This is a genomic window from Pseudomonas sp. 2995-1 (assembly GCF_002742505.1).
GTDB classification, from domain to species: Bacteria; Pseudomonadota; Gammaproteobacteria; order Pseudomonadales; family Pseudomonadaceae; genus Aquipseudomonas; species Aquipseudomonas sivasensis.
This window is the reverse complement of record NZ_LJSA01000398.1, coordinates 15859-39637: the sequence shown is the minus strand read 5'-3', so window position 1 is coordinate 39637 and position 23779 is coordinate 15859. Positions and strand designations below refer to the sequence as shown.

The following is a 23779-nucleotide window of genomic DNA, read 5'->3' as shown; positions in this document are numbered from 1 at the left end:
AAACCCAGCGCGTCGGCTCGAACAGGCGCGACTGGGGAGCCATGACAAAAGAGATAATAATCATGAGCCAATCCAAAGGCGTCCGTCCGCTCGATGGCATTACCGTCGTCAGCCTTGAACATGCCATTGCAGCTCCCTTCTGCACCCGACAATTGGCCGATCTTGGCGCGCGCGTGATCAAGGTCGAACGCCCAGGCACGGGTGACTTCGCCAGAGGGTACGACCAACGCGTCAACGGTCTCGCCTCGCACTTTGTCTGGACCAATCGTTCGAAAGAAAGCCTGACCCTCGATCTGAAACAAGATTCGGCCACCGAGGTGCTGGACAGCTTGCTGGCCACTGCCGATGTCCTGGTGCAGAACCTGGCGCCGGGTGCCGCAGCACGAATGGGACTTTCATTTGAGGCTTTGCATCAGCGGTTTCCGCGCCTGATCGTTTGTGACATTTCAGGCTACGGCGCAGGCGGCCCGTATGAAAAGAAAAAAGCCTATGACCTGTTGATCCAAAGCGAAGGCGGTTTCCTGTCGGTCACCGGCGGACCAGGTGAGGAAGAAATGGCCAAGGCAGGTTGCTCGATTGCTGACATCGCGGCCGGCATGTACGCCTACACCGGAATTCTGTCTGCCTTGCTGTTGCGTGGACGCACTGGCGAAGGTAGCCACCTTGATGTGTCCATGCTGGAAAGCCTGGTCGAGTGGATGAACTACCCGATGTACTACGCCTACAACGGCTCTCCCCCTCCCCCTCGCGCCGGCGCCGCGCACGCCACGATTTACCCCTATGGCCCCTTCCCTATCGGTGACGGCACCACAGTCATGCTGGGGTTGCAGAACGAACGAGAGTGGCGGCTGTTTTGCGACAAGGTACTGCTTACCCCTGAACTGGCGAAAGATGAACGCTTCTCTGCCAACTTCAAGCGCGTCGAAAACCGCCAGGCGCTGCGGGCACTCATCGTTGAATCGTTCTCCACACTCAATTTCGATGCCGTGTTTGATCGATTGGAGCATGCGCAAATTGCTAATGCTCGGGTCAATGACATGCAAGGTGTTTGGGACCATCCGCAACTTCAGGCGCGTGATCGCTGGCGGGAAGTCGAAACCTCCGCCGGTACCGTCCCGAGCTTGATACCTCCCGGCAGCAACAGCGCGTTCGAGCCACGTATGGATGCCGTACCGGGTCTCGGTCAGCACACCGAACAGGTGCTCAGGGAACTGGGGCTGGATACAGACCGTATTGAACTAATGCGCGCAGCCGGGGCGATTTAGCCTTCATCTGAAAACAAAAAACCTGCCTGCAACGATCAAAGTTTTTCGAGAGAACACTGCCCAATGAAAATACTGGTAGCTGTGAAACGAGTGGTCGACTACAACGTCAAGGTCCGCGTCAAGGCGGACAATTCCGGCGTAGACCTCGCCAACGTCAAGATGTCGATAAACCCGTTCTGCGAAATCGCAGTGGAAGAAGCCGTACGCCTGAAAGAGAAAGGTGTTGCGACTGAAATCATCGTCGTCTCCATCGGCCCGACCACCGCTCAAGAGCAACTGCGCACCGCGCTGGCTCTGGGTGCCGATCGCGCCATCCTCGTCGAATCCGCCGAAGATCTGACGTCCCTTGCTGTTGCCAAACTGTTGAAAGCTGTTGTCGACAAGGAACAGCCACAGCTGGTGATCCTTGGCAAACAAGCCATCGACAGCGACAACAACCAGACTGGCCAGATGCTCGCTGCATTGAGCGGCTACGGTCAGGGCACGTTCGCTTCGAAAGTCGAAATCAGCGGCGGCAACGTTGCTGTCACCCGCGAAATCGACGGCGGCGCACAGACGGTTTCCCTGAAACTGCCAGCCATCGTCACCACCGACCTGCGTTTGAACGAGCCGCGCTACGCGTCCCTGCCAAACATCATGAAAGCCAAGAAGAAGCCTCTCGAAGTGCTGACTCCGGACGCTTTGGGCGTTTCCACCGCCTCCACCAACAAGACCGTAAAAGTCGAAGCGCCTGCTGCACGCAGCGCGGGTATCAAGGTCAAGTCGGTGGCGGAACTGGTCGAGAAACTGAAAAACGAAGCGAAGGTACTTTGAGTTAAGGAGCCTGAAATGACTATCTTGGTTATTGCTGAACACGACAATAAAGTGCTGGCTCCGGCCACGCTGAACACCGTGGCTGCTGCTGCAAGAATCGGCGGTGACATCCACGTTCTGGTTGCAGGCCAGGACGCTGGCGCCGTGGCTGAAGCCGCTGCGAAAATCGCTGGCGTGAGCAAAGTCCTGAACGCTGACAATGCCGCTTACGCGCATCAGCTGCCGGAAAACGTTGCTTCGCTGGTAGCCGAGCTGGGCGCTGGTTACAGCCACATCCTGGCTGCCGCCACTTCCAACGGCAAAAACATCCTGCCGCGCGTTGCCGCCCAGCTGGACGTTGACCAGATTTCCGAGATCATCTCGGTCGAAAGCACAGACACTTTCAAGCGTCCGATCTACGCCGGTAACGCCATCGCTACCGTGCAATCGACCGCTGCGATCAAGGTGATAACTGTGCGTGCCACCGGTTTCGACCCGGTTGCTGCTGAAGGTGGTTCGGCTGCCGTTGAAGCCGTCTCCGCTGCCCACGACGCTGGCATCTCCAGCTTTGTTGGCGAAGAACTGGCCAAGTCCGATCGTCCGGAACTGACCGCTGCCAAGATCGTCGTTTCCGGCGGCCGCGGCATGCAGAACGGCGACAATTTCAAACACCTGTACGCCCTGGCCGACAAGCTGGGCGCTGCCGTGGGTGCTTCGCGCGCCGCGGTCGACGCCGGTTTTGTTCCGAACGACATGCAGGTCGGTCAGACCGGCAAGATCGTTGCTCCACAGCTGTACATCGCCGTCGGTATCTCCGGCGCGATCCAGCACCTGGCCGGCATGAAAGACTCCAAAGTGATCGTTGCGATCAACAAGGACGAGGAAGCGCCGATCTTCCAGGTGGCCGATTACGGCTTGGTGGCGGATCTTTTTGAAGCGATTCCAGAAATGGCCACCCTGGCCTGATCACTGACCAATTGGAGCAAAGAATATGAGCATCAGTTCCGATTTTTCCGCCTGGATTGGACGACGTCAGGAAAGCCAGGACCGGATCAGTTTCACTCTGGTCAGACGCATTGCCGCGACATTGGGCGAGTCGGCACCACAACCTGGTGAGCCGCTGCCGCCCCTGTGGCACTGGGCATTTTTTCAGGAGCCGGTGGGTGCCAGCGAACTGGGGCCGGACGGCCATCCAGCGCTTGGGGGATTTTTGCCGCCGGCCCATAACCGCAATCGCATGTGGGCGGGAAGCCGAATTGAGTTTTTCCAGCCATTAAAAGTGGATGCTGAAGTGACCTGTGTATCGACCATCCTCAACGTCGAGGAGAAGCACGGTCGCACGGGTTCCTTATTGTTCGTCACAGTACGCCATGAGTTTTTCCAGGACGGCAAACGCGCGCTTCAAGACGATCAGGACATTGTGTACCGTGAACCTTCCCCGCCCAAACTTAACGGTACCGAAAAGCTACCTGAAGGCCAATGGCAGGAACGGATAGAGCCCACTCCAACCCTGCTGTTTCGCTATTCCGCAGTGACCTTCAATGGTCATCGTATTCACTATGACTGGCCGTATGTGACAGAGAACGAAGGTTATCCGGGGCTGGTGGTACATGGTCCATTGATCGCCACGTTGAGTTTGCGTGCCTTTACCAAAGCGCATCCAACTGCGCGCCTGGAGCGTTTCGCATTCCGCGGAGTACGACCTCTGATTTCGCCTAAGCCTTTCGAGGTGGGCGGACGTCTAATCGAAAACGGCAAGGCACAGGTCTGGGCTGGCAATCAGGACGGCACAGCACAGATTGGAGAGATCGAGTTCAGCAATGGAGCAACGCCATGAGCGAATCAATTGTTCGCTCCGCCCTGTTTGTGCCGGCCACTCGACCAGAGCGCATCTCAAAAGCTATTGCCACCGGAGCGGATCGAGTCATCGTTGACTTGGAAGATGCCGTGCAAGAAAACCTCAAGGAGCAGGCGAGGGATAATCTCGACGCGTTCCTGAGCGAAGCCCCGGATGCACGGATTCTGGTCCGAGTGAATGCCCCGGATCACTGGGCGCATGTTGCGGATCTGGATCTTTGCCGACGCCACGCCGGCGTTATCGGAATTCTGCTGCCCAAAGCAGAAAGCGCGAAACAGGTCACCACAGCTGCCGGTACCGAAAAACCGATTTGGCCAATCATCGAGAGCGCGAAGGGCTTGTCAGCACTCAACGAAATTGCCGGCACTCAAGGCGTTGAGCGGTTGTCGTTCGGTAGTCTGGATCTGGGTCTGGACCTGAACCTGTCTACTGACAGCCCTGCCGCTGAAGAAATCCTTAGCCATGCGCGCTACGCCGTTTTGCTTGCAACCCGGGTTGCCGCGCTCGCTCCAGCGTTGGATGGGGTATTTCCGTCGATCCAGGACACCGCAGGGCTGCTACGTGCTGTTCGTTTTGCACGCGACATGGGCTTTGGTGGCGCGTTGTGTATCCATCCAACCCAAGTCGCGATCATTCATCAGGCGCTGAAACCAAGCCAGGAAGAATTGCACTGGGCGCAACGCATTATCGAAGCCGCTCGTTCAGGTGAAGGCGTTTTCGTGCTGGATGGGCAAATGGTCGATGCGCCGGTCATTGGTCGCGCACAATCCATTTTGGCTCGCGCGATCTGATTCAAAACCGGCGCTGTTGCTTAGAAGCTATGCATCCATTCCCATCCTACAGGACGGTGTCATGACTAACGTTTCCGGCCTTAGACCCGTGGCATCGATCATCACTGCGCGGGACGCCGCACATGCTCTGGAACTGGCCAATGACAGTGAATTCGGGCTCGCCTCGACCATCTACACGAGCAATGTCGAACTTGCCCAGAAGCTGGCCGGCGAACTGGAAACCGGAGGCGTATTCATCAATGGCTATTGCGCAACCGATCCACGCGTCACTTTCGGCGGCGTAAAGAAAAGCGGTTTTGGCCGTGAACTGTCGCATTTCGGTGTGCGCGAATTCTGTAATGCACAGACCGTCTGGCTGGACCGTCACTAACAACAAGCGAGTCGCCAAGCCCCGCGAGACCTCTCGCTTCACCCTAATGAGGAGCTTTTGATGCGTGCCTTCCCTGCAATCCTGGGCGTTACCCTGACTGTGACCTTAAGTAGTACTGCCCTCATGGCTGCCGAACCCACCGGCACGCTTAAGAAAATCAAGACCTCGGGGACCATCACCCTGGGTCACCGAGACTCGTCCATTCCGTTCTCTTATATTGCCGACGGATCCGGTCAGCCGGTGGGCTACTCCCATGACATTCAATTAAAGATTGTCGAGGCTATCAAGCAAGAACTCGGTATGCCCAAGCTGAACGTACAGTACAACCTGGTGACATCACAGACGCGTATCCCACTGGTGCAAAACGGCACTGTGGACCTGGAGTGCGGCTCCACAACCAATACCGCCGAGAGAGCTCGGCAGGTCGACTTCTCGGTCGGCATTTTTGAAGCCAGCACCCGCCTGTTGGTCAGGAAGGATTCGGTTTACAAGGACTTTCAAGATCTCAACGGCAAGAACGTAGTGACTACTGCTGGCAGCACTGCCGAGCGGATGCTCAAGGTCATGAATGCCGAGAAAAAGATGAACATGAACGTAATCTCTGCCAAAGACATTGGCGAGTCTTACCAAATGCTCGAGTCCGGCCGCGCCATTGCGTTTATGCAGGACGACGCATTGCTGGCGGGCGAGATGGCCAAGGCGAAGAAACCGGAAGATTGGGTGGTGACTGGCACCCCGCAATCCAACGAAATCTATGGTTGCACAATGCGTCGGGGTGATCCGGATCTCAAAAAAGTCGTGGATGACTCGATCAAGTCACTTTTTGTCTCGGGTGAAATCAACGCCATCTACGATAAATGGTTTACTCAGCCCATCCCTCCCAAAGGCTTGAATCTCAAATTCCCCATGAGCGCAGAGCTCAAAACAATCATCGCCCAACCCAACGACCAACCGGCGCCGGAAAAGGCTCTTTAACGGCCGTCGCGTCGTTGAGTGTGAAGACGGTCATCGAATGACGGCAGCCGACTGCAAGGCTGCTGCCCGATCGTCTCTATGAGAACGCATCGAGCTATCAACGACCGAGCTCAGATAGTGCGTTTGCTTTCATGGATATCTCGAAGTGCATGCCACGCCAAGTAGAAGACACCCGTGCGTCCGCAGAACAAGCCGACCGTAAACCCTGATGCGGCATCAGCAAGGGCGAGCATTCCCACAGTGGCCGAGAATTCTGGATGTACGGCAGCTTGATAACCGATGAAGTATTTCACGGCAAAAAAGAGAAGCGAGATACCAAGAACTTTCCATGTCCCAGGAACGATCAGGTGCTTGCCCTCCTCGTCCAAAGTCAGTCCGCGTCGAGGAAATAGTGCAAATGCGACTAAGCCACCTAAAAGCATTCCCGTGACCCAACTGCCCACGGTCAACTCAACGCGGTCCGCGTAGCTGAGAGAAAGGAGTGACCAGACCACCAAAACAACCGGTGTGATGATCAGCGACCGCTGACTTTCACGACTGGTTTTCCTGGCACTCAAACCGTAGTAGCAGACCAAGAGAAATGCGCCGTAAACCCACAGTGGCGTGCCTTCCAGAGCATCGAGCATTGTTCAGCTTCCTTGCCAACATTTATTGCCGGATGCTGGCACAGCCTCAGATACGTTGCCACTTATTTGAAATAAGACGAGCCCCCTCAAGAAGCGATATTCCGGCCCCTTCCCCACCTCTATTACGTCAGCACGCCTCCCCCGCGCCCATCGGCAACCAGCGGGAGGCATGAGTGTTGACGAATACAGGTGAACAACCCGCCACCTTGGAGGCGACCATAAACGCAGCATTGAAGATTTGCCATGAGCGTTTCGACGCTAAGTTGCCTCCAGAGGTCAGCGACGCGAATCCGGAACAGGAGTGGCTTGAACATTCTGCGGAATAGTTGGTGTGCGGCATGGACATCAAGTGGAAGCGTCGCCACGGCCAACCGCAGGTGGTGACGTTTGATCGGTATTGCACTTACCTGCAGGGCATCCTGAATCAGCGCCAGATCGACGGCCTGGACGAGCGTGATTCGTTCGCTCGACTGTTCCTTTCCTCGATCCTTGGCAGTCAGGCGGATTCACGCGGGCACGCTGCGGAACTGATGGGCGAACAGCGTCCCATCGAAGCCGCGGAAAGAATCGCCATGGATTTGCTCAGGCCCTACGCCTTTGACGCGGTTGCAGCAGAACGGGAAGAGCTCGAAGACGACGTGGATGGCAACCTATGAGCGCTCACATCCTTATCGACGACGCGCTCGAAATCCTCAAGCACGCTGCAAGCACTCAGGAAGAGGCGGTAATTGTTCAGCGGATGATCACTCAGTTCCTCGTTGATCAGTCGCTAACCCTCAAAGAATTCGACCACTACTGCGCACGCCTCGCCCTACTTGGTGCACCGTAAACCAGATCGGCTGAAACAGAAGCAGGCACAGACAAAGGACCACTGGACGAAGGTTGAGGAGCGGTATTTGACCCGAGCATTCAAGGAGGCCAGACAGGCTGCGAACTGCTACGCGGGATCGAAGGAAGAGGAAATGCCGGGCTTTCACGAAGTGCGAGCGCTGTCGCTGCACCTGTACAAGAAAGCCGGAAAGGATGGGCAAAAGATCGCTGGCCATGCGAGCAAGGGCATGACCAAAAACTACCAGCGGGACCATGAGGAAATCATCTGGTCAGAGGCGATTCCGGACCTGAATATCAGCGAAATCACTGTGTAGTTTTGCGCCAGTTTTGCGCAGGCACAAAAAAGCCGATCTATCTGATCGGCTCAAGTGTCTGATATTACTCAGGAATAATGGTCGGGACGGAGTGATTCGAACACTCGACCCCTAGCACCCCATGCTAGTGCGCTACCGGACTGCGCTACGCCCCGACTAGGCGTTTTACTGGGTTCGCTTCTGAACGAAGCGATCAGGAATATACCGCAAGCTTTTGAAATGTGGAAGTATTTTAAAAGCCAGTATTACTTCTTCAAAACCACCAGCACATCTTCGAGTTCGGAGATCATCTGGCGAATCATTTGCTTGTATTGGGTGGTATCGTCTTTGGCCTCATCACCGGACATGCGCTGGCGAGCGCCGCTGATGGTGAACCCCTGGTCGTACAGCAACGCGCGGATCTGTCGGATCATCAGCACATCCTGGCGCTGATAATACCGACGGTTCCCTGTGCGTTTGACGGGGTTAAGTTGAGGAAACTCCTGCTCCCAGTAGCGCAACACATGCGGTTTTACCGCACAAAGCTCGCTGACTTCACCAATGGTGAAATATCGTTTGCCTGGGATGACGGGTAGCTCGTCGTTATGACTTGGTTCCAGCATAAGCCTCAACTCGGGCCTTCAACTTCTGCCCTGGACGAAAGGTGACCACACGGCGAGCCGTGATCGGGATTTCTTCTCCCGTTTTTGGATTGCGGCCAGGCCGCTGGCGTTTGTCACGCAGGTCAAAGTTGCCGAAACCGGACAACTTGACCTGTTCGTTGTCTTCCAGAGCGTGTCTGATTTCTTCAAAAAACAGCTCGACCAATTCCTTGGCCTCGCGCTTGTTCAGACCCAACTCTTCGTACAGACGTTCCGCCATCTCAGCTTTCGTCAAAGCCCCCATACGTCACTTCCTTAACGTGGCGTTCAACCTTTGTTCGAGCGAGGTGAGGATATTTTGTGTCGTGGTATTCACCTCATCGTCATTAAGAGTGCGCGATGGATGCTGCCAGGTCAAGCCAACTGCAAGGCTTTTTCTATGCGGATCAATGCCTTTACCTTGATAGACGTCAAATAGCCTGAGGTCTGTCAGCCATTCCCCTGCATTTTCACGGATAACATCCAAAACGGCAGTGGCGGCAACTTCACGGTCAGCGATCAGTGCCAAGTCGCGGCGCACTTCTGGGAAGCGCGACAGCTCGCTGAATTTAGGCATCTTGCCCGAGGCGACTTCAGCCAGGACCAACTCGAAAACGAATACTGGACGGTCGAGACCGAGGGTTTTCGACAATTCTGGGTGGATAGCACCGACGAAGCCTACCAAGCGACCTTCACGTTCAACACGTGCAGTCTGCCCTGGATGCAGCGCCGGGTGGCTGCCAGGAACGAAGGTGAACGCATCCAATGCACCAGCAAAGCCAAGGACGGCTTCCACGTCAGCCTTGACGTCGAAGAAGTCCACAGCATCGCGGCCCTGCGCCCAGCCCTCCGGCAAGCGACTGCCGCAGACAACACCGGCCAGCATCGGCTCTTGCTTCAAACCGTCCAACTGACCCACGAAACGCAGACCACTTTCAAACATGCGCACGCGGTCTTGCTGGCGGTTCAAGTTGTGGGAAAGGGCCTTCACCAGACCAGGCCATAGAGACGAGCGCATCGCGGCCATGTCGTTGGAGATCGGGTTGGCCAGCAACAGGGGCTGGACACCAGGGTTGAACAGTTCGAACTGTCTCGGATCGATGAAGCTGTAGGTCACCGCTTCCTGGTAACCACGGGCAACCAGCAGACGACGCAACTCTGGCAAGTGCGCACGCGCCTCGGCCTTGGGTTGCGGTGCCAGGCGCGCTTGCGGATAACGAACCGGCAGGCGGTTGTAACCGTACAGACGAGCCAACTCTTCGATTAGATCGACTTCCAGGCTGATATCGAAGCGATGGCTTGGCACTTCAACATGCCACTGCCCTTCCCCACCTGCAGAAATATTCAACCCGAGGGCCGACAACAGTTGCTCGATTTCAGCCGGCGCGATGACCAGGCCGAGCATTTGCTCAACGCTTTTAGCGCGCAGGGTGATCGGCGCCACGGATGGCAGGTACTGTTGGCTGACAGTCTCGGTGATCGGGCCGGCTTCGCCACCGGTAATATCCAGCAGCAGGCCAGCGGCGCGCTCCATGGCTTCACGGGCCAGCTTCCAGTCTACGCCACGCTCGTAACGGTGCGACGCATCAGTGTGCAGGCCATAGGAACGGGCCTTGCCAGCGATGGCGATTTGGTCAAAGAACGCGCTTTCAAGGAAGATGTCGCGAGTGGTCGCGGAAACACCGCTGTGCTCGCCACCCATTACGCCGGCGATCGCAAGAGCGCGGGAATGGTCAGCGATCACCAGGGTGTCGGCGCGCAGGCTGACTTCCTGGCCGTCGAGCAGAACCAGCTTCTCGCCTTCTTCAGCCATGCGTACGCGGATGCCACCGTTGATTTCGGCGAGATCGAAGGCGTGCAGCGGCTGGCCCAGTTCAAGCATCACGTAGTTGGTGATGTCGACGGCAGCGTCGATGCTGCGTACGTCGGCGCGGCGCAGGCGCTCAACCATCCACAGCGGAGTTGGCTTGGACAGGTCGACGTTGCGAATTACGCGGCCCAGGTAACGTGGGCAGGCAGCTGGCGCCAGCACCTCAATCGGACGCACTTCATCGTGTACCGCAGGCACGGCGGCAACTACTGGACGGGTAACCGGGGCGTTGTACAGCGCGCCCACTTCACGGGCCAGCCCAGCCAGGGACAGGCAGTCGCCACGGTTTGGGGTCAGGTCGACCTCGATGCTGGCGTCTTCCAGTTCCAGGTAGACACGAATGTCCTGGCCAACAGGCGCATCCGCCGGCAGCTCCATCAAGCCGTCGTTACCTTCGCCTACCTGCAGCTCCGCCTGGGAGCACAGCATACCGTTGGACTCAACGCCGCGCAGCTTAGCCTTCTTGATCTTGAAGTCGCCTGGCAGTTCGGCACCGATCATGGCAAACGGAATCTTCAGACCCGGGCGCACGTTGGGCGCTCCGCACACCACCTGGAAAGTTTCCGCGCCGTTGCTGACCTGGCACACACGCAGTTTGTCGGCATCCGGGTGCTGCTCGGTGCTAAGCACCTCGCCCACAACCACGCCACTGAAAACACCGGCGGCCGGCGTTACGCTATCGACCTCAAGACCGGCCATCGACAGACGAGCAACCAGCGCGTCGCGATCTACCTGCGGGCTTACCCAGCCGCGCAGCCATTGTTCACTGAATTTCATCCTGCTCTCCTAAAGATTCGTTACGACTAGCGAAATTGCGCGAGGAACCGCAAGTCGTTGTCGAAGAACAGACGCAAGTCGTTCACGCCGTAACGCAGCATGGCCAGACGCTCAACGCCCATGCCGAAGGCAAAGCCCGAGAACTCTTCCGGATCGATCCCGGACATGCGCAGCACGTTGGGGTGAACCATGCCGCAGCCCATCACTTCCAGCCAACCAGTCTGTTTGCAGACTCGGCAGCCTTTACCGCTGCACATCACGCATTCCATGTCGACTTCAGCGGAAGGCTCGGTGAACGGGAAGAACGATGGACGGAAACGTACCGCCAGCTCTTTCTCGAAGAACACTCGCAGGAACTCTTCGATGGTGCCTTTGAGGTCGGCGAAGTTGATATCGCGATCAACCAGCAGGCCTTCGACCTGATGGAACATCGGCGAGTGGGTGATATCGGAGTCGCTACGATAAACGCGACCTGGGCAGACGATGCGGATCGGCGGTTTGTTCGCTTCCATGGTGCGGACCTGTACCGGTGAGGTATGGGTGCGCAACAGCATGTTCGCGTTGAAATAGAAGGTGTCGTGCATCGACCTGGCCGGGTGATGGCCTGGGATGTTGAGCGCTTCAAAGTTGTGATAGTCGTCTTCGACCTCAGGGCCTTCGGCAATGCCATAGCCTATATGGGTGAAGAACTGCTCGATACGTTCCAGAGTCCGGGTGATCGGATGTAGACCGCCCGAGGCTTGGCCACGGCCAGGCAAAGTTACATCAATAGACTCGGCGGCGAGTTTGGCCGCGAGATCGGACTCCTCCATCGACGCCTTGCGCGCATTGAGAACCTCTGTGACGCGCTCCTTGGCAACGTTAATCAGCGCGCCGACTTGCGGGCGCTCTTCGGCTGGCAAATTCCCCAGGGTCTTCATCACCTGAGTCAATTCACCCTTTTTGCCAAGGTAGTGAACCCGGATTTGCTCCAGGGCATTGATATCTTCAGCGCTTTGCACAGCCTCAAGAGCTTGAGCGACGAGCGCGTCCAGGTTTTCCATGTACAGACTCCAGATACAAAATAGGGGAAGAGCTTGAAGGCTCTTCCCCTATTTATGACGTTTACCACCTTGGGCTACAGGAGCAGCCCAAGGTGACTGTCGGGGGTACTTAAGCCAAGGAGGCTTTAGCTTTCTCGACAATCGCAGCAAACACCGCTTTTTCGTTCACGGCCAGTTCAGCCAGAACCTTACGGTCGATTTCGATGGACGCTTTTTTCAGGCCAGCGATGAAACGGCTGTAGGACAGACCGTTAACACGCGCACCGGCGTTGATACGAGCGATCCACAGAGCGCGGAACTGACGTTTTTTCTGACGACGGTCACGGTAGGCGTATTGGCCTGCCTTGATTACCGCTTGTTTGGCAACACGGAATACGCGTGAACGCGCGCCGTAGTAGCCTTTAGCAAGTTTCAGAATTTTTTTGTGACGCTTACGGGCCATGACGCCACGCTTTACACGAGCCATGAGTTACTTCCTCTATTCTTGATCCAAAATTAACGAAGGCGCAGCATGCGCTCGACTTTTGCCACGTCAGACGGATGCAGCAAGCTGCTACCGCGCAGTTGACGCTTACGCTTGGTCGACATTTTGGTCAGGATGTGGCTCTTGAAAGCGTGCTTATGCTTGATACCGTTAGCAGTTTTCAGAAACCGCTTAGCAGCACCACTTTTAGTCTTCATCTTTGGCATGTTCGGATACTCCGCATTCAGTTGATAAACATAATCAGAAGGCCTGCCGTGCCCTGTTGATTACTTCTTCTTTTTCGGGGCGATGACCATGATCAGTTGGCGTCCTTCCATCTTAGGATGCTGTTCGACCGAACCGTACTCAAGCAAGTCAGCTTCAACCCGCTTGAGGAGTTCCATCCCCAGCTCCTGGTGGGCCATCTCACGGCCGCGGAATCGCAAGGATACCTTGGCCCTGTCCCCATCACTCAGGAAACGTACCAGGTTGCGCAGTTTTACCTGGTAATCCCCTTCCTCCGTCCCTGGACGAAACTTGATTTCTTTTACTTGAATCTGCTTTTGGTTCTTCTTCGCCGCGGCAACCTGCTTCTTCTTTTCGAAGATCGACTTGCCGTAGTCCATCACCCGACAAACAGGTGGGATTGCATCGGCGGAGATTTCCACCAAGTCCAGCTTGGACTCTTCTGCAATACGAAGCGCTTCATCAATCGAGACGATGCCAATCTGCTCGCCGTCAGCGCCAATTAACCGAACCTCGCGTGCCGAGATATTCTCGTTGATCGGGGCTTTCGGTGCAGCTCGTTTATCTTGTCTCATTTCACGCTTAATAATAATTACTCCGAATCTGGGCGACCACGCCGGGAAACCGCTTGCGCGAGGAACTCAGCGAACTGGGCGACGGGCATAGAGCCCAGGTCAGCACCTTCACGAGTACGCACAGCGACAGTCTGCATCTCGACTTCCCGATCTCCAATAACCAAAAGATAGGGGACCTTGAGCAAAGTATGCTCGCGGATTTTAAAGCCGATCTTTTCATTTCTCAAGTCGGACTTGGCACGAAATCCGCTTTCGTTGAGAGTTTTTTCAACTTCAGCGGCAAATTCTGCCTGTTTATCAGTGATATTCATGATCACTGCCTGGGTCGGAGCCAGCCACGCGGGGAATGCACCCTCGTAGTGCTCGATCAGGATCCCGACGAACCGTTCGAACGAGCCGAGGATCGCCCGGTGCAGCATAACCGGGTGCTTACGACTGTTGTCTTCGGAGACGTATTCGGCTCCCAGACGGATCGGCAGGTTAAAATCGAGCTGCAGGGTACCACACTGCCAGACGCGGCCAAGGCAATCTTTCAGCGAGAACTCGATCTTCGGACCGTAAAACGCGCCCTCCCCCGGCTGCAGGTCGTACGCAAGCCCCGCACTATCAAGCGCTGCGGCCAGTGCCGCTTCGGCGCGATCCCACAGCTCGTCGGAACCGACACGCTTTTCCGGACGAGTGGACAGCTTCATTTCGACGTCGGTGAAACCGAAATCGCGATAAACGTCCATGGTCAGCTTGATAAACGCAGCGGATTCAGCCTGCATCTGCTCTTCTGTGCAGAAGATGTGGGCGTCGTCTTGAGTGAAGCCGCGCACGCGCATGATGCCGTGCAGCGCACCCGACGGCTCGTTACGGTGGCAAGCACCGAACTCGGCCAGGCGCATCGGCAACTCGCGGTAGCTCTTCAAGCCCTGGTTGAACACCTGCACATGGCATGGGCAGTTCATTGGCTTAATGGCGTAGTCGCGGTTTTCCGACTGGGTGGTGAACATATTGTCGGCGTAGTTGGCCCAGTGCCCGGATTTCTCCCACAGGCTGCGATCAACGACCTGCGGGGTCTTGATCTCCAGGTAACCGTTATCACGCTGCACCTTACGCATGTACTGCTCAAGCACCTGATACAGGGTCCAGCCGTTCGGATGCCAGAACACCATACCCGGCGCTTCTTCCTGGAGGTGGAACAGATTCAGGCGCTTGCCGATCTTACGGTGATCGCGCTTTTCAGCTTCTTCGATGCGCTGGACATAGGCGGCCAGCTGCTTCTTGTCAGCCCAGGCAGTGCCATAGATACGTTGCAACTGCTCATTCTTAGCGTCGCCGCGCCAGTAGGCGCCGGACAGCTTGGTCAGCTTGAATGACTTGAGGAAGCGTGTGTTCGGCACGTGCGGACCACGGCACATGTCGACGTATTCTTCGTGGTAGTACAGGCCCATGGCCTGCTCGTCCGGCATGTCTTCCACCAAACGCAGCTTGTAGTCCTCACCACGGGAAGTGAACACTTCGATCACTTCGGCGCGCGGGGTGACTTTCTTGATGACGTCGTAATCTTTCTCGATCAGCGCGTGCATGCGCTGCTCAATGGCAGCCATGTCGTCCGGAGTGAAAGGACGTTCGTAGGCGATGTCGTAATAGAAGCCTTCTTCGATAACTGGACCGATTACCATCTTCGCGGTTGGGTACAACTGCTTGACCGCATGGCCAATCAAGTGCGCGCAAGAGTGGCGAATGATCTCCAGCCCCTCTTGATCCTTGGGCGTGATGATTTGCAGACTGGCGTCAGAGGTGATCAGGTCACTGGCATCAACCAGTTTGCCGTCGACCTTGCCGGCCACAGTCGCCTTTGCCAGACCGGCACCAATGGATGCGGCGACCTCGGATACGGATACAGCATGATCGAATGAACGTTGACTGCCATCGGGAAGAGTAATAGTTGGCATGGCGCCTCCTCTCCTAGTGGTGACCCCTACCAAAGGTCACGTGGGTTGGGATGAGCCAGTACAAGATCCAATACCAGGCCGTTCAGTGATGAACGCCTGCCTTACAGCGGCAGGAGCCTTTCGGCCAACCGATAATCGAACCAGAGTGACTGGAGTGAACAAAAAGAACATGGCGAGGCGGCAAATGGCGCGCCCGAGAATAGCCAGGGGAGCGATGCTAGCACAGATGAACGGTCATCGCGCCGGCGCCAGGCCAGGTAACTACTAATTCCAGCCTTTATAGCTGCAAAACGGAACTTGAGCTGTACGCACTACCTCAAACCCACTGAGAATCGCTGTTTGTCCTCGACCCAAAGGAGCATCCCATGATGCGTTTTACTTCTACCCTCGCTCTCGCCGCTACCCTGAGCCTCCTTTCCATCGGCGCGCAGGCTGCTGCGCCCTCCAACTGGCCAGCCGGTGCCCGTGACAGCTTCGTCAAAGACTGCACTTCCGCGGCAAGCCAGAACGTGGACGTGAAAACCGCCACAGCCCACTGCGAATGTGGCGCCGACAAGATCAACGCCGAATTGAGCAGTTCCGAAATCAAGGAATTGATGACCAATCCGAACGCCAGTGCACCACTTAAAAACAAAGCGGTCGCTGCAATTTCATCCTGCAAAGTCGTGAAGAAAAAGTAAGATCGGCGCCAGATCAGACGGCCGCTCTGCTGGAAAAATCGCCCGAAAACTGCCATTTCTCACAAATTACGCAGCTTTTACGGCTTTTTTTAACAGCTGATATTTCGCGCCAAAGCCCCGTAGACCGGGGCTTTCAGCCGACCTAAGCACTAAATGCAACGCTATTGATTGGCAAACAATGCCTTGGGGGGGCTCCCAAGCCGAACATTTCGACTATGATAGCCCGGTGTGCCCAGTTGGCCTGAGCAGCACAGCACTACTGAAAATATATGTTTCTTGGAGATACACCATGTCTAATCGCCAAACCGGCACCGTTAAATGGTTCAACGATGAAAAAGGCTTCGGCTTCATCACTCCTCAAGGTGGCGGTGACGACCTGTTCGTACACTTCAAAGCTATCGAAAGCGACGGTTTCAAAAGCCTGAAAGAAGGCCAAACCGTTTCCTTCGTGGCTGAGAAAGGCCAAAAGGGTATGCAAGCTGCACAGGTTCGCGGCGAGTAATTCTCCGCTGAGCTAAAAAAACCCCGTCCATGTGGCGGGGTTTTTTATGGGCGCTGCAAAAGCAGTGATCAGCCGCAATTGACGCGAGTGATCACCAAGTTGTCGTCAGCGTTTAGGTTCAGGCGGTCGGAGCGGTATTCCAAAGTGATCATATCGTTGGGCTTGAGGATGCGAGCATTCTGCGCACCGGCACGGGCCCGGGCTTGCTCCAGCAACTGAGGCGAAGCTTTCTGGCCGATTGTGAACTCGGCAGCCTTTGACTCACAGCGGCTATGACCTGCATCGGTCACTGCGGCGTCTTTGGCTGGCTCAGAGGTACCCGGGGTGCTGCAACCCGCCAACGCGAGTGCTGCCAACAAAGTACCGAATGATGCGAGCTTCCAAGGCATGAAGCCTCCTATTGAAAAAATGAACAGAGATCGTGCGACAACCGTCTTGCAGATTGGTTTCAAGACGTAAATCGCCGTCGGGCAAGTCTGCCTGACTATCAGCAGTCATTCGCCCGATCAATCGTGACCAGATATGAACATAATCAGTAGATGTCGATGTAGTCAAAAGGTGGCTTGGGCCAGTTTTGCTTCAGTGCGTTGAAAACCTGTGTGACCCAGACCTCGTCGCTGGCAGCGACATTTCCGACGTAACCAGAGCCCTTTGCCCAGGTCTCAAGACGAAACAACAGGCCATCTATGTCAGTGCCCCCGACTACCCCAGATGATAGGTAGGCGATACCGGCCTTAGTCACACGCAATTGAGTATGTTCGTCATCACTGGCACTGGCGATCAATTGGCGCACGGCGGCCAGGGTGAGATTCTCGGGGTCATTCAAATCGATCTGCACGCGGTATTCCCCGGCAATTAAACAGGAGCACAGTGTCGCACAGCACTTGATTCATGCCTAAGTAGCAGTGCCAAACGCCGCGCAAAATGCTTAACTGCGCCCGGTAAAGCCGCGCCCCAGCGCATTACCCAGTATTTCAGCTCGTGAGACCTCCATGACCACCGTAACGCTCCAAGCCGACATCAAAGCCAAGTGGCCCCAAGGACAAAGCTCCTACAGCCCCGGAAGCCCAGAGGAACTGGCAATCATCGGTATAGACCTGCTGGTCAAGGAACTCGGCACTCAGGCGGCACAAGCCTTCATTGGCCAGGTATTCGAGAAATACCCGGCCGATCACATGGGGGCACACAACCCCGAGCGCGAATAAGAACCGGCCGACGAACGTCGACCGGCAATCGATTTACTTCAGCCGCGCAAGGCGCTCAGTCAGCAGATCGAAGAAGCCCTGAGCGTCGCCGCTCTCAACCCAGAACGCATTCTTTGGTTGTTTCAGACCGTCGTACCAATCGACGATGGTCTGCCCGAATGTCGGGCCTTCACGGCTGTCCACCACCACATTGACTTCGCGACCACTGAACAGCGAAGGCTTGAGCAGGTACGCAACAACGGTGGCGTCATGTACCGGGCCGCCCGGGATGCCATATTGCTCCATATCGCCTTTGACGTATTCGTTGAGAATATCGCCGACGACTTTGCTGGCGTTGTTCTTGAGGTCGGCAATCTTTTTCAGACGCGCCTCACTGGTCAGTACCTTGTGGGTCACATCCAGCGGCAGGTAAGTCAGCTTGACGCCACTCTTGAGCACGATCTCTGCAGCAATCGGATCGGCGAACAGGTTGAACTCGGCAACCGGCGTGATATTGCCTCCATTGAAGTGCGCGCCGCCCATCACTACCACTTCTTTGATGCCCTGGGTGATTTCCGGATCCTGAGTCAGTGCCAGCGCCAGGTTGGTCTGCGGACCCAGCATGGCGATAGTGATGCTGTGAGGCTTGGCAGCACGAAGGGTCTTGATCAGGTAATCAACGGCATTGCCTTCGGCCAGGCCCTTTTTAGGCTCATGCACGGTGACGCCGGAAATGCCCTCCTTGCCATGGATGTTTTCGGCATAGATCGGTTTGCGCAGCATCGGCGCTGGTGCACCGGCGTAGACCGGAATATCCTCACGCCCTGCCCACTCGCGGGCCAGGCGCGCGTTACGCGAGGTCTTGTCCAGGCGCACGTTACCGGCGACGGTGGTCAGCGCACGGATGTTCAATTCGTCCGGGGAAGCCATGGCGAAGAGCAAGGCCACTACATCGTCGGCACCTGGGTCAGTGTCGATGATGAGGTCGATTTTTTCCGCCGCGTGGGCGCTTGCAGCAGTGAGCGCGGACAAAAGCAGGACACTCCGAAACAGATTTCTCAGGATTGGAAGACCACGTTGCATAAAACACTCCTTGTCGTTGGGGAACTCTAGAACGTTACGCCGGACACCAGCGCGATATTGCAGTAAGGCTGGCATTCGCCGGTGCGCACAACCGCGCGCGCCTGGCGACTCAGTTGCTTGAACGCTTCATGACTGAGCAGACGTCGCTCGCCGAGGGCGGCCTGTTCACTCAGCACGTTCAACTGCGCCAGCGCAGGTGGCTGCTTGAGCAGGATTTCTTCCGCCAGCACGTGGCTTTCCACCTGCATCTCACTGAGCACGATACGCAAAGTGCTGATGAAATCAGGAATACCTTTTGTAAGCGCCAGGTCGATCAACTCGACGCCGGGCGGCACCGGCAAACCAGCATCGCCGATCACCAGAATGTCGCCATGGCCCAGGGAAGCTATCAGCCGCGACAGAGCGATATTGAGCAGAGGGGTCTTTTTCATAAAGGTACAAAACCTTGAACGTCATGCAGCGTAGGAATGGAAGGTTGCGCACCCGCACGTGTGACTGACAATGCTGCAGCGACCTGACCAAAACGTATGGCCTCGGCTTCGCTTTTACCGCTGGCAAGGGCCGCCGCAAAACCACCGACAAAGGTATCGCCGGCAGCCGTGGTATCCAACGCCTTGACCTTGGGCGCCACCAAGTGCTCAAAGCCACTGCCATCCGCAAACAATGCACCTTGGGCGCCCAGAGTGATGATGACTTTGCCGGCACCGGCTTTAATCAGTTGCGTGGCAGCCACTTTGGCACTGTCCAGAGAGTCGACTGTCACACCGCTCAATGCGGTGGCCTCGCTTTCGTTGGGAATCAGATAATCGACCGAGGCATACCACTCGGCGGGCAGCGGTGCGCTGGCCGGCGCAGGGTTGAGGATCACGGTCTTGCCCAGTTCACGACCGCGCTTGAGCGCATAGGCCACGGTGGCCATCGGCACTTCCAGCTGGCAGATGATCACATCGGCGGCTTGCAGCACCGCATCAGACGCCTGCAGTGACGCGGGCGTCAGCTCGCCGTTGCTGCCGGCAACAATCACAATCGCATTCTGGCTGCTGTCATCCACCACGATCAACGCCACGCCACTGGAACCGTCCACGGTACTGACGGCCTGGCAATCGATACCTTCCACCAGCAATGCGTCACGCAACTCAGTGCCGTAGGCATCGGTGCCGACACAGCCAATCATCGCCACACTCGCACCCAGTCGCGCCGATGCAACGGCCTGGTTGGCACCCTTGCCGCCCGGCACCGTGGAAAAAGTTTGGCCAATCAGGGTCTCACCGGCACGGGGCAGCCGGCTGGCGCGGGTGACCAGGTCCATGTTCAAGCTGCCTACTACCACTACTTTTGCTGGCATACATCAGTACTCATCAATTCGGTTCAGCGGTATTGCGCGAACACACCGGCGACGGGCGCCGTCGACTCGCGCAATACGATGCTCGGCGTCACGATGCGTTGATCGATCGGCAGTTGGGGTGTTGCAATTCGTCGCAGTAAAAGCTCGGCGGCCGTCTCGCCCAGTTGCAGGATCGACTGGCCGACCGTCGTCAGGGCCGGGTACACGTAGCGGCCCATTTGAATATCATCAAATCCGATCACCGACAGCTCGCCGGGCACGCGGATATTACGCTCAGCTGCAGCACGCAATACGCCAAAGCCGATCATGTCGTTACTGGCAAAAATTGCGCTGGGCGGGTTCTGCGCCAGCAATTGCACGGCAGCAGCATAACCGCCGGTGCTGGTGAAGTCGCTTTCCCGGGTGCGATTGGGCGCAACGTCCACACCGGCCTCGCGGAGCGCGCGCTGGTATCCCGCCAGGCGCATTTGCGCGACACGGGTGTGGGCCGGGCCGCCGATACAGGCGATGTCCCGATGCCCCAGCTCAAGCAAATGCCGGGTCGCCAGGTAGGCGCCCTCTTCATGATCGATGCGCACCAGATCGACATCAATGCCGTCCAGCGCCCGGTCGACAATCACCATGGGCGTGCGCACCGCGCTCAACCCAGCGGCGAGGCCGCTGTCATCACCACCCACCGAGGTCACGATCAAGCCGTCGATGCGCTTTTCCAACAACACCCGCAAATAGCTGCGCTGTTTTTCAGCATTGTCGTCGGAGTTGCAGAGGATCACGCAGTAGCCGTTACGCTCGCAGTAATCCTCGATGCCTCGTGCCAGCTCCGCGAAATACGGGTTGAGGCTGTTGGGTACCAGCAAACCGATGGTGGCCGTGGTCTTGGCCTTGAGCGAGCGCGCGACGGCGCTGGGCACATAGTCGAGCTGCTTGATGGCCGCTTCGACCTTGACCCGTACCGGCTCACTCACTGGGCGCGTCTTGTTCACCACATGGGACACGGTGGTGTAGGAAATCCCTGCAAGCGCCGCCACATCCTTGATCGTTGCCATGGTTCAGCCCCGCCGACTAGCACGTTGGCTGCGGTACGTATCGAGAACCACGGCAATCACGATCACAGCACCGGTGATGATGCGCTTCGTGGGCTCCGTGGCGCCGATCTGTGCCAGGCCAGCGGCCAATACCGAGATAATCAACACGCCAAAGAAGGTACTGATTACCGAACCGCGCCCGCCCATCAGGCTGGTGCCGCCGATCACCACCGCGGCGATCACTTGCAGCTCCAGACCGGAGCCAGCGTTCGGGTCCGCTGCTTCCAAACGCGAGATCTGGAATAACGCCGCGACACCGGCCAGCAGGCCCATGAGACTGAACACCAGAATCTTGTAAGGCTTGGGATTGATACCGGCCAGGCGCACGGCCTCTTCGTTGGTGCCGATACCGATCAGGTAACGACCGAACACGGTGCGGGTCAATACTAGCTGCGCAGCGATGATCACCAGCAAGGCAATGATGAACGACGGCGAGATACCAAACGCAATCGGGTTGGACAGCCAGGCAAACGAATCACCGATGTAGGCGGTGCGCGAACCGGTCATTTGGTACGCAACGCCCCGCGCCATTTCCAACACACCGAGGGACACGATAAACGACGGGATCCGCCAGGCCACGGTGATCGAGCCGGTGATGGTGCCGGCCAACGCGGCGCAGCCCATGCCGAGCAGAGCGGCCGGCAACACGCTCCAGCCCCACCCAAGAATCGCCACGCTGACTGCCGACGCCGCCAGGGCCAGCACCGAGCCCACCGACAAGTCGATACCGCCGATGATCAGGATGAACGTCATGCCCACCGCCAGCACCATCAGGTCCGGGATCTGGTTGGCCAGGGTGCTGAAGGTGTCATAGGACAGGAAGTGGTCACTGAGCACCGAAAACAGCGCAATCATCGCGAGCAAGGCGCCCGCTAGCCCCAGGTAGGTGCCCAGTCCGTAGAAGTTGCCGCCCGCTTTACCGGAGGTAGTTGTGGTTTTCATGGGGTATCCCTAAGCACTGCGTCATTGAGCAGCGCATCACGTTTCTGATAGCCGGCAAAGGCGGCGGCGAGCAATTCGTCCTGGGTCCAGCTGTCACGCTCAAAGGTCTCGATCAGACGCCCGGCAGACAGTACGCCGATGCGGTCGCAGATCAGCATGAGCTCACGCAGGTCGCTCGATACCACCACCAGCGCTTTGCCCTGGCGGGTCAATTCGCCGAGCAAGGCATAAATGTCGAACTTGGCACCCACATCAATTCCGCGGGTGGGTTCGTCGAACAACATCACCGAGCAGTCGCGCTCCAGCCAGCGGCCAATCACCACTTTCTGCTGATTGCCGCCGGACAGTTCCGACACCAGTTGCGCCGGGCTGGAACTGCGGATGCGCATGGCGTCGATCTGGCGCTTGGCCAACGCGGTTTCATCGCGGCTGTTTACCACGCCGCCGCCAGAGATTTCCGGCATGTTGCCCAGGGCAATATTGGCACTGATGGACTGAGTCAGCAGCAAGCCTTCACCCTTGCGATCTTCAGTGATCAGGGCGATACCATGCCCCACTGCATCCACGGGAGAGCGAATACTCACCACCTTAGCCGGTGAGCCCAGGGCCACGGTGCCGCTGTCGGCCAGATCGGCACCAAAGATAAGACGCAGCAATTCGGTACGGCCAGCGCCGATCAGGCCGGAAATGCCATAGATCTCGCCGGCACGCACTTCAAAGGACACGTCACGGACTTTGTCCGAGCGGCTCAGGCCTTTCACAGTCAGGGCCGGGCCGCCGATGCTGCGCGGCCCCAGGTCGATGTGTTCACCCAGCTCGCGCCCCACCATCAAGGTGACCAATTGCTCACTGTTGTAATTGGCCATCGGTTCGACGCAGACCAGCTTGCCGTCGCGCAATACCGCAATGCGCTGGGCAACACGGGCCAACTCTTCCAGCCGGTGCGAAATGTAAATAATCGCCACGCCCCGAGCCTGCAGGCGGGTGATTTGCTCAAACAGCATCTCGACTTCACGCGCGGTGAGCATGGCCGTGGGTTCGTCGAGGATCAGTACATGGCAGTCGCCAATCAGGTTGCGGGCGATCTCAACCATTTGCTGGTGACCGATGCCCAGGCTGCCGACCAGCGTGTCAGGGTCGATGGCGTCCAGGCCGACTTGGGCCATGGCCTCGATCGCGGCTTTGCGCAGTTGCTTGCGGCTGATCCAGCCACAGTGGCTGGGCAGGTTATCCAGGAACAGGTTTTCGGCCACGGTCAGCGTCGGCAGCAGGTTGAGTTCCTGCATGACCATGCGCACACCCAACGCTTCAGCCTGGGTACGGCTTGCAGGACAGTAATCCTGACCATTGAATTGCATGTGCCCGGTGGTCGGCGTGACCAGCCCGCCGATGATTTTGGACAGGGTGCTTTTGCCTGCGCCATTCTCGCCGGTCAGCGCCAGCACTTCCCCACGGTTGAGCGTGAGGGTGATGTCGGACAGAACCGGTTGGGCATAGGTCTTACCGATACCGCTGACCGAGAGGACAGCGTTCGGGGCGGAAGATGACATAGGAAAATCTCCAGGCGCCCGCTCAGGACGAGCGGGCGCTGTTGGGTGCCGC

At 57.2% G+C, this 23779-nt stretch carries 29 protein-coding genes, 1 tRNA gene and 1 pseudogene; 13 read left to right on the top strand and 18 right to left on the bottom strand.

Annotation, left to right across the window (positions count from 1 at the left end; genetic code table 11):
• Positions 1 to 62 precede the first annotated feature (62 nt).
• From AOA61_RS21495 to AOA61_RS21465, 7 genes and pseudogenes are all read left to right on the top strand, one after another.
• Entirely contained in the window at positions 63 to 1265 is a 1203-nt protein-coding gene (locus AOA61_RS21495) for a CaiB/BaiF CoA-transferase family protein (RefSeq protein WP_163033175.1), read from the top strand.
• A gap of 63 nt (positions 1266 to 1328) precedes the next feature.
• Positions 1329 to 2078: an electron transfer flavoprotein subunit beta/FixA family protein gene (locus AOA61_RS21490; protein ID WP_095185587.1), complete on the top strand. Its 750-nt coding sequence runs from the start codon at positions 1329 to 1331 to the stop codon at positions 2076 to 2078.
• A 15-nt stretch (positions 2079 to 2093) separates the two neighbouring features.
• Positions 2094 to 3023: an electron transfer flavoprotein subunit alpha/FixB family protein gene (locus AOA61_RS21485; RefSeq protein ID WP_099602684.1), complete on the top strand. Its 930-nt coding sequence runs from the start codon at positions 2094 to 2096 to the stop codon at positions 3021 to 3023.
• Between the two features lie 25 nt (positions 3024 to 3048).
• Positions 3049 to 3894: a MaoC family dehydratase N-terminal domain-containing protein gene (locus tag AOA61_RS21480; RefSeq protein WP_032886965.1), complete on the top strand. Its 846-nt coding sequence runs from the start codon at positions 3049 to 3051 to the stop codon at positions 3892 to 3894.
• Positions 3891 to 4706, top strand: coding sequence for a CoA ester lyase (locus AOA61_RS21475; RefSeq protein WP_099602683.1), 816 nt, complete (start codon positions 3891 to 3893; stop codon positions 4704 to 4706). Before AOA61_RS21480 ends, AOA61_RS21475 begins: the two co-directional genes overlap by 4 nt.
• Before the next feature lie 85 nt (positions 4707 to 4791).
• Positions 4792 to 5076 (top strand): annotated as a pseudogene (locus AOA61_RS21470) (aldehyde dehydrogenase family protein); the annotation flags it as partial.
• Positions 5077 to 5136: 60 nt separating this feature from the next.
• Positions 5137 to 6051, top strand: a complete 915-nt coding sequence (locus tag AOA61_RS21465) for a transporter substrate-binding domain-containing protein (protein WP_099602682.1) — start codon at positions 5137 to 5139, stop codon at positions 6049 to 6051.
• A 110-nt stretch (positions 6052 to 6161) separates the two neighbouring features.
• On the opposite strand, the gene AOA61_RS21460 is transcribed toward AOA61_RS21465, so the two are convergent.
• On the bottom strand, positions 6162 to 6677 hold the full coding sequence (locus AOA61_RS21460; protein WP_099602681.1) for a hypothetical protein: 516 nt from the start codon (positions 6675 to 6677) through the stop codon (positions 6162 to 6164).
• A 338-nt stretch (positions 6678 to 7015) separates the two neighbouring features.
• On the opposite strand from AOA61_RS21460, the gene AOA61_RS21455 reads away from it, so the two are divergent.
• The 3 genes from AOA61_RS21455 to AOA61_RS32365 all read left to right on the top strand — a co-directional run bounded on the left by AOA61_RS21455 (position 7016) and on the right by AOA61_RS32365 (position 7822).
• Positions 7016 to 7333 carry a hypothetical protein gene (locus tag AOA61_RS21455; RefSeq protein ID WP_241150125.1) on the top strand — a complete coding sequence of 106 codons (318 nt, stop codon included), beginning with the start codon at positions 7016 to 7018 and terminating at the stop codon, positions 7331 to 7333.
• Complete coding sequence (locus AOA61_RS31580) at positions 7330 to 7506, top strand: hypothetical protein (protein ID WP_095185582.1); 177 nt, start codon at positions 7330 to 7332, stop codon at positions 7504 to 7506. Before AOA61_RS21455 ends, AOA61_RS31580 begins: the two co-directional genes overlap by 4 nt.
• A gap of 133 nt (positions 7507 to 7639) precedes the next feature.
• Positions 7640 to 7822 carry a hypothetical protein gene (locus AOA61_RS32365; RefSeq protein ID WP_241150124.1) on the top strand — a complete coding sequence of 61 codons (183 nt, stop codon included), beginning with the start codon at positions 7640 to 7642 and terminating at the stop codon, positions 7820 to 7822.
• Positions 7823 to 7900: 78 nt separating this feature from the next.
• On the opposite strand, the gene AOA61_RS21440 is transcribed toward AOA61_RS32365, so the two are convergent.
• From AOA61_RS21440 to thrS, 9 genes are all read right to left on the bottom strand, one after another.
• Positions 7901 to 7977: transfer RNA gene (locus tag AOA61_RS21440), tRNA-Pro, on the bottom strand.
• Between the two features lie 90 nt (positions 7978 to 8067).
• Positions 8068 to 8424 carry a MerR family transcriptional regulator gene (locus AOA61_RS21435; protein WP_003219935.1) on the bottom strand — a complete coding sequence of 119 codons (357 nt, stop codon included), beginning with the start codon at positions 8422 to 8424 and terminating at the stop codon, positions 8068 to 8070.
• The gene (ihfA, locus tag AOA61_RS21430) at positions 8405 to 8707 is read right to left on the bottom strand and encodes an integration host factor subunit alpha (RefSeq protein WP_002553164.1); all 303 of its coding nucleotides are present in this window, start codon (positions 8705 to 8707) and stop codon (positions 8405 to 8407) included. Before ihfA ends, AOA61_RS21435 begins: the two co-directional genes overlap by 20 nt.
• Positions 8708 to 8710: 3 nt before the next feature.
• Entirely contained in the window at positions 8711 to 11089 is a 2379-nt protein-coding gene (pheT, locus tag AOA61_RS21425) for a phenylalanine--tRNA ligase subunit beta (protein ID WP_099602680.1), read from the bottom strand.
• Positions 11090 to 11115: 26 nt separating this feature from the next.
• Positions 11116 to 12132: a phenylalanine--tRNA ligase subunit alpha gene (gene pheS, locus AOA61_RS21420; protein ID WP_099602679.1), complete on the bottom strand. Its 1017-nt coding sequence runs from the start codon at positions 12130 to 12132 to the stop codon at positions 11116 to 11118.
• 109 nt (positions 12133 to 12241) lie between these two features.
• Complete coding sequence (gene rplT, locus AOA61_RS21415) at positions 12242 to 12598, bottom strand: 50S ribosomal protein L20 (protein WP_003192488.1); 357 nt, start codon at positions 12596 to 12598, stop codon at positions 12242 to 12244.
• A 29-nt stretch (positions 12599 to 12627) separates the two neighbouring features.
• Positions 12628 to 12822, bottom strand: coding sequence for a 50S ribosomal protein L35 (gene rpmI, locus AOA61_RS21410; RefSeq protein WP_002553160.1), 195 nt, complete (start codon positions 12820 to 12822; stop codon positions 12628 to 12630).
• Positions 12823 to 12882: 60 nt separating this feature from the next.
• Positions 12883 to 13434 carry a translation initiation factor IF-3 gene (infC, locus tag AOA61_RS21405; RefSeq protein WP_015884933.1) on the bottom strand — a complete coding sequence of 184 codons (552 nt, stop codon included), beginning with the start codon at positions 13432 to 13434 and terminating at the stop codon, positions 12883 to 12885.
• Complete coding sequence (gene thrS, locus AOA61_RS21400) at positions 13434 to 15356, bottom strand: threonine--tRNA ligase (protein WP_095185580.1); 1923 nt, start codon at positions 15354 to 15356, stop codon at positions 13434 to 13436. Before thrS ends, infC begins: the two co-directional genes overlap by 1 nt.
• Before the next feature lie 365 nt (positions 15357 to 15721).
• Between thrS and AOA61_RS21395 the strand changes: the two genes are divergently transcribed.
• Together AOA61_RS21395 and AOA61_RS21390 are read left to right on the top strand one after the other, a co-directional pair.
• Positions 15722 to 16036 (top strand): hypothetical protein, encoded by a 315-nt coding sequence (locus tag AOA61_RS21395; RefSeq protein WP_099602678.1) that lies wholly within the window; start codon positions 15722 to 15724, stop codon positions 16034 to 16036.
• Between the two features lie 289 nt (positions 16037 to 16325).
• On the top strand, positions 16326 to 16538 hold the full coding sequence (locus tag AOA61_RS21390) for a cold-shock protein (protein ID WP_003234260.1): 213 nt from the start codon (positions 16326 to 16328) through the stop codon (positions 16536 to 16538).
• A 68-nt stretch (positions 16539 to 16606) separates the two neighbouring features.
• On the opposite strand, the gene AOA61_RS21385 is transcribed toward AOA61_RS21390, so the two are convergent.
• Positions 16607 to 16927, bottom strand: a complete 321-nt coding sequence (locus tag AOA61_RS21385; RefSeq protein WP_032886976.1) for an I78 family peptidase inhibitor — start codon at positions 16925 to 16927, stop codon at positions 16607 to 16609.
• 143 nt (positions 16928 to 17070) lie between these two features.
• Positions 17071 to 17376, bottom strand: a complete 306-nt coding sequence (locus AOA61_RS21380) for a hypothetical protein (RefSeq protein ID WP_032886977.1) — start codon at positions 17374 to 17376, stop codon at positions 17071 to 17073.
• A gap of 154 nt (positions 17377 to 17530) precedes the next feature.
• Between AOA61_RS21380 and AOA61_RS21375 the strand changes: the two genes are divergently transcribed.
• Positions 17531 to 17743 carry a hypothetical protein gene (locus AOA61_RS21375; RefSeq protein ID WP_032886978.1) on the top strand — a complete coding sequence of 71 codons (213 nt, stop codon included), beginning with the start codon at positions 17531 to 17533 and terminating at the stop codon, positions 17741 to 17743.
• Between the two features lie 33 nt (positions 17744 to 17776).
• On the opposite strand, the gene AOA61_RS21370 is transcribed toward AOA61_RS21375, so the two are convergent.
• The 6 genes from AOA61_RS21370 to AOA61_RS21345 are packed head-to-tail and all read right to left on the bottom strand — an operon-like array spanning position 17777 to position 23727.
• Complete coding sequence (locus AOA61_RS21370; RefSeq protein WP_099602677.1) at positions 17777 to 18805, bottom strand: nucleoside hydrolase; 1029 nt, start codon at positions 18803 to 18805, stop codon at positions 17777 to 17779.
• A gap of 26 nt (positions 18806 to 18831) precedes the next feature.
• The gene (rbsD, locus tag AOA61_RS21365; protein ID WP_032886981.1) at positions 18832 to 19236 is read right to left on the bottom strand and encodes a D-ribose pyranase; all 405 of its coding nucleotides are present in this window, start codon (positions 19234 to 19236) and stop codon (positions 18832 to 18834) included.
• The gene (gene rbsK / locus AOA61_RS21360; protein WP_099602676.1) at positions 19233 to 20150 is read right to left on the bottom strand and encodes a ribokinase; all 918 of its coding nucleotides are present in this window, start codon (positions 20148 to 20150) and stop codon (positions 19233 to 19235) included. The genes rbsD and rbsK overlap by 4 nt, the downstream gene beginning before the upstream one ends.
• Positions 20151 to 20173: 23 nt before the next feature.
• Positions 20174 to 21196, bottom strand: a complete 1023-nt coding sequence (locus tag AOA61_RS21355) for a LacI family DNA-binding transcriptional regulator (protein WP_032886984.1) — start codon at positions 21194 to 21196, stop codon at positions 20174 to 20176.
• A 3-nt stretch (positions 21197 to 21199) separates the two neighbouring features.
• Positions 21200 to 22177: an ABC transporter permease gene (locus AOA61_RS21350; protein ID WP_032886985.1), complete on the bottom strand. Its 978-nt coding sequence runs from the start codon at positions 22175 to 22177 to the stop codon at positions 21200 to 21202.
• Positions 22174 to 23727, bottom strand: coding sequence for a sugar ABC transporter ATP-binding protein (locus AOA61_RS21345; protein ID WP_095185576.1), 1554 nt, complete (start codon positions 23725 to 23727; stop codon positions 22174 to 22176). Before AOA61_RS21345 ends, AOA61_RS21350 begins: the two co-directional genes overlap by 4 nt.
• Positions 23728 to 23779: the final 52 nt, after the last annotated feature.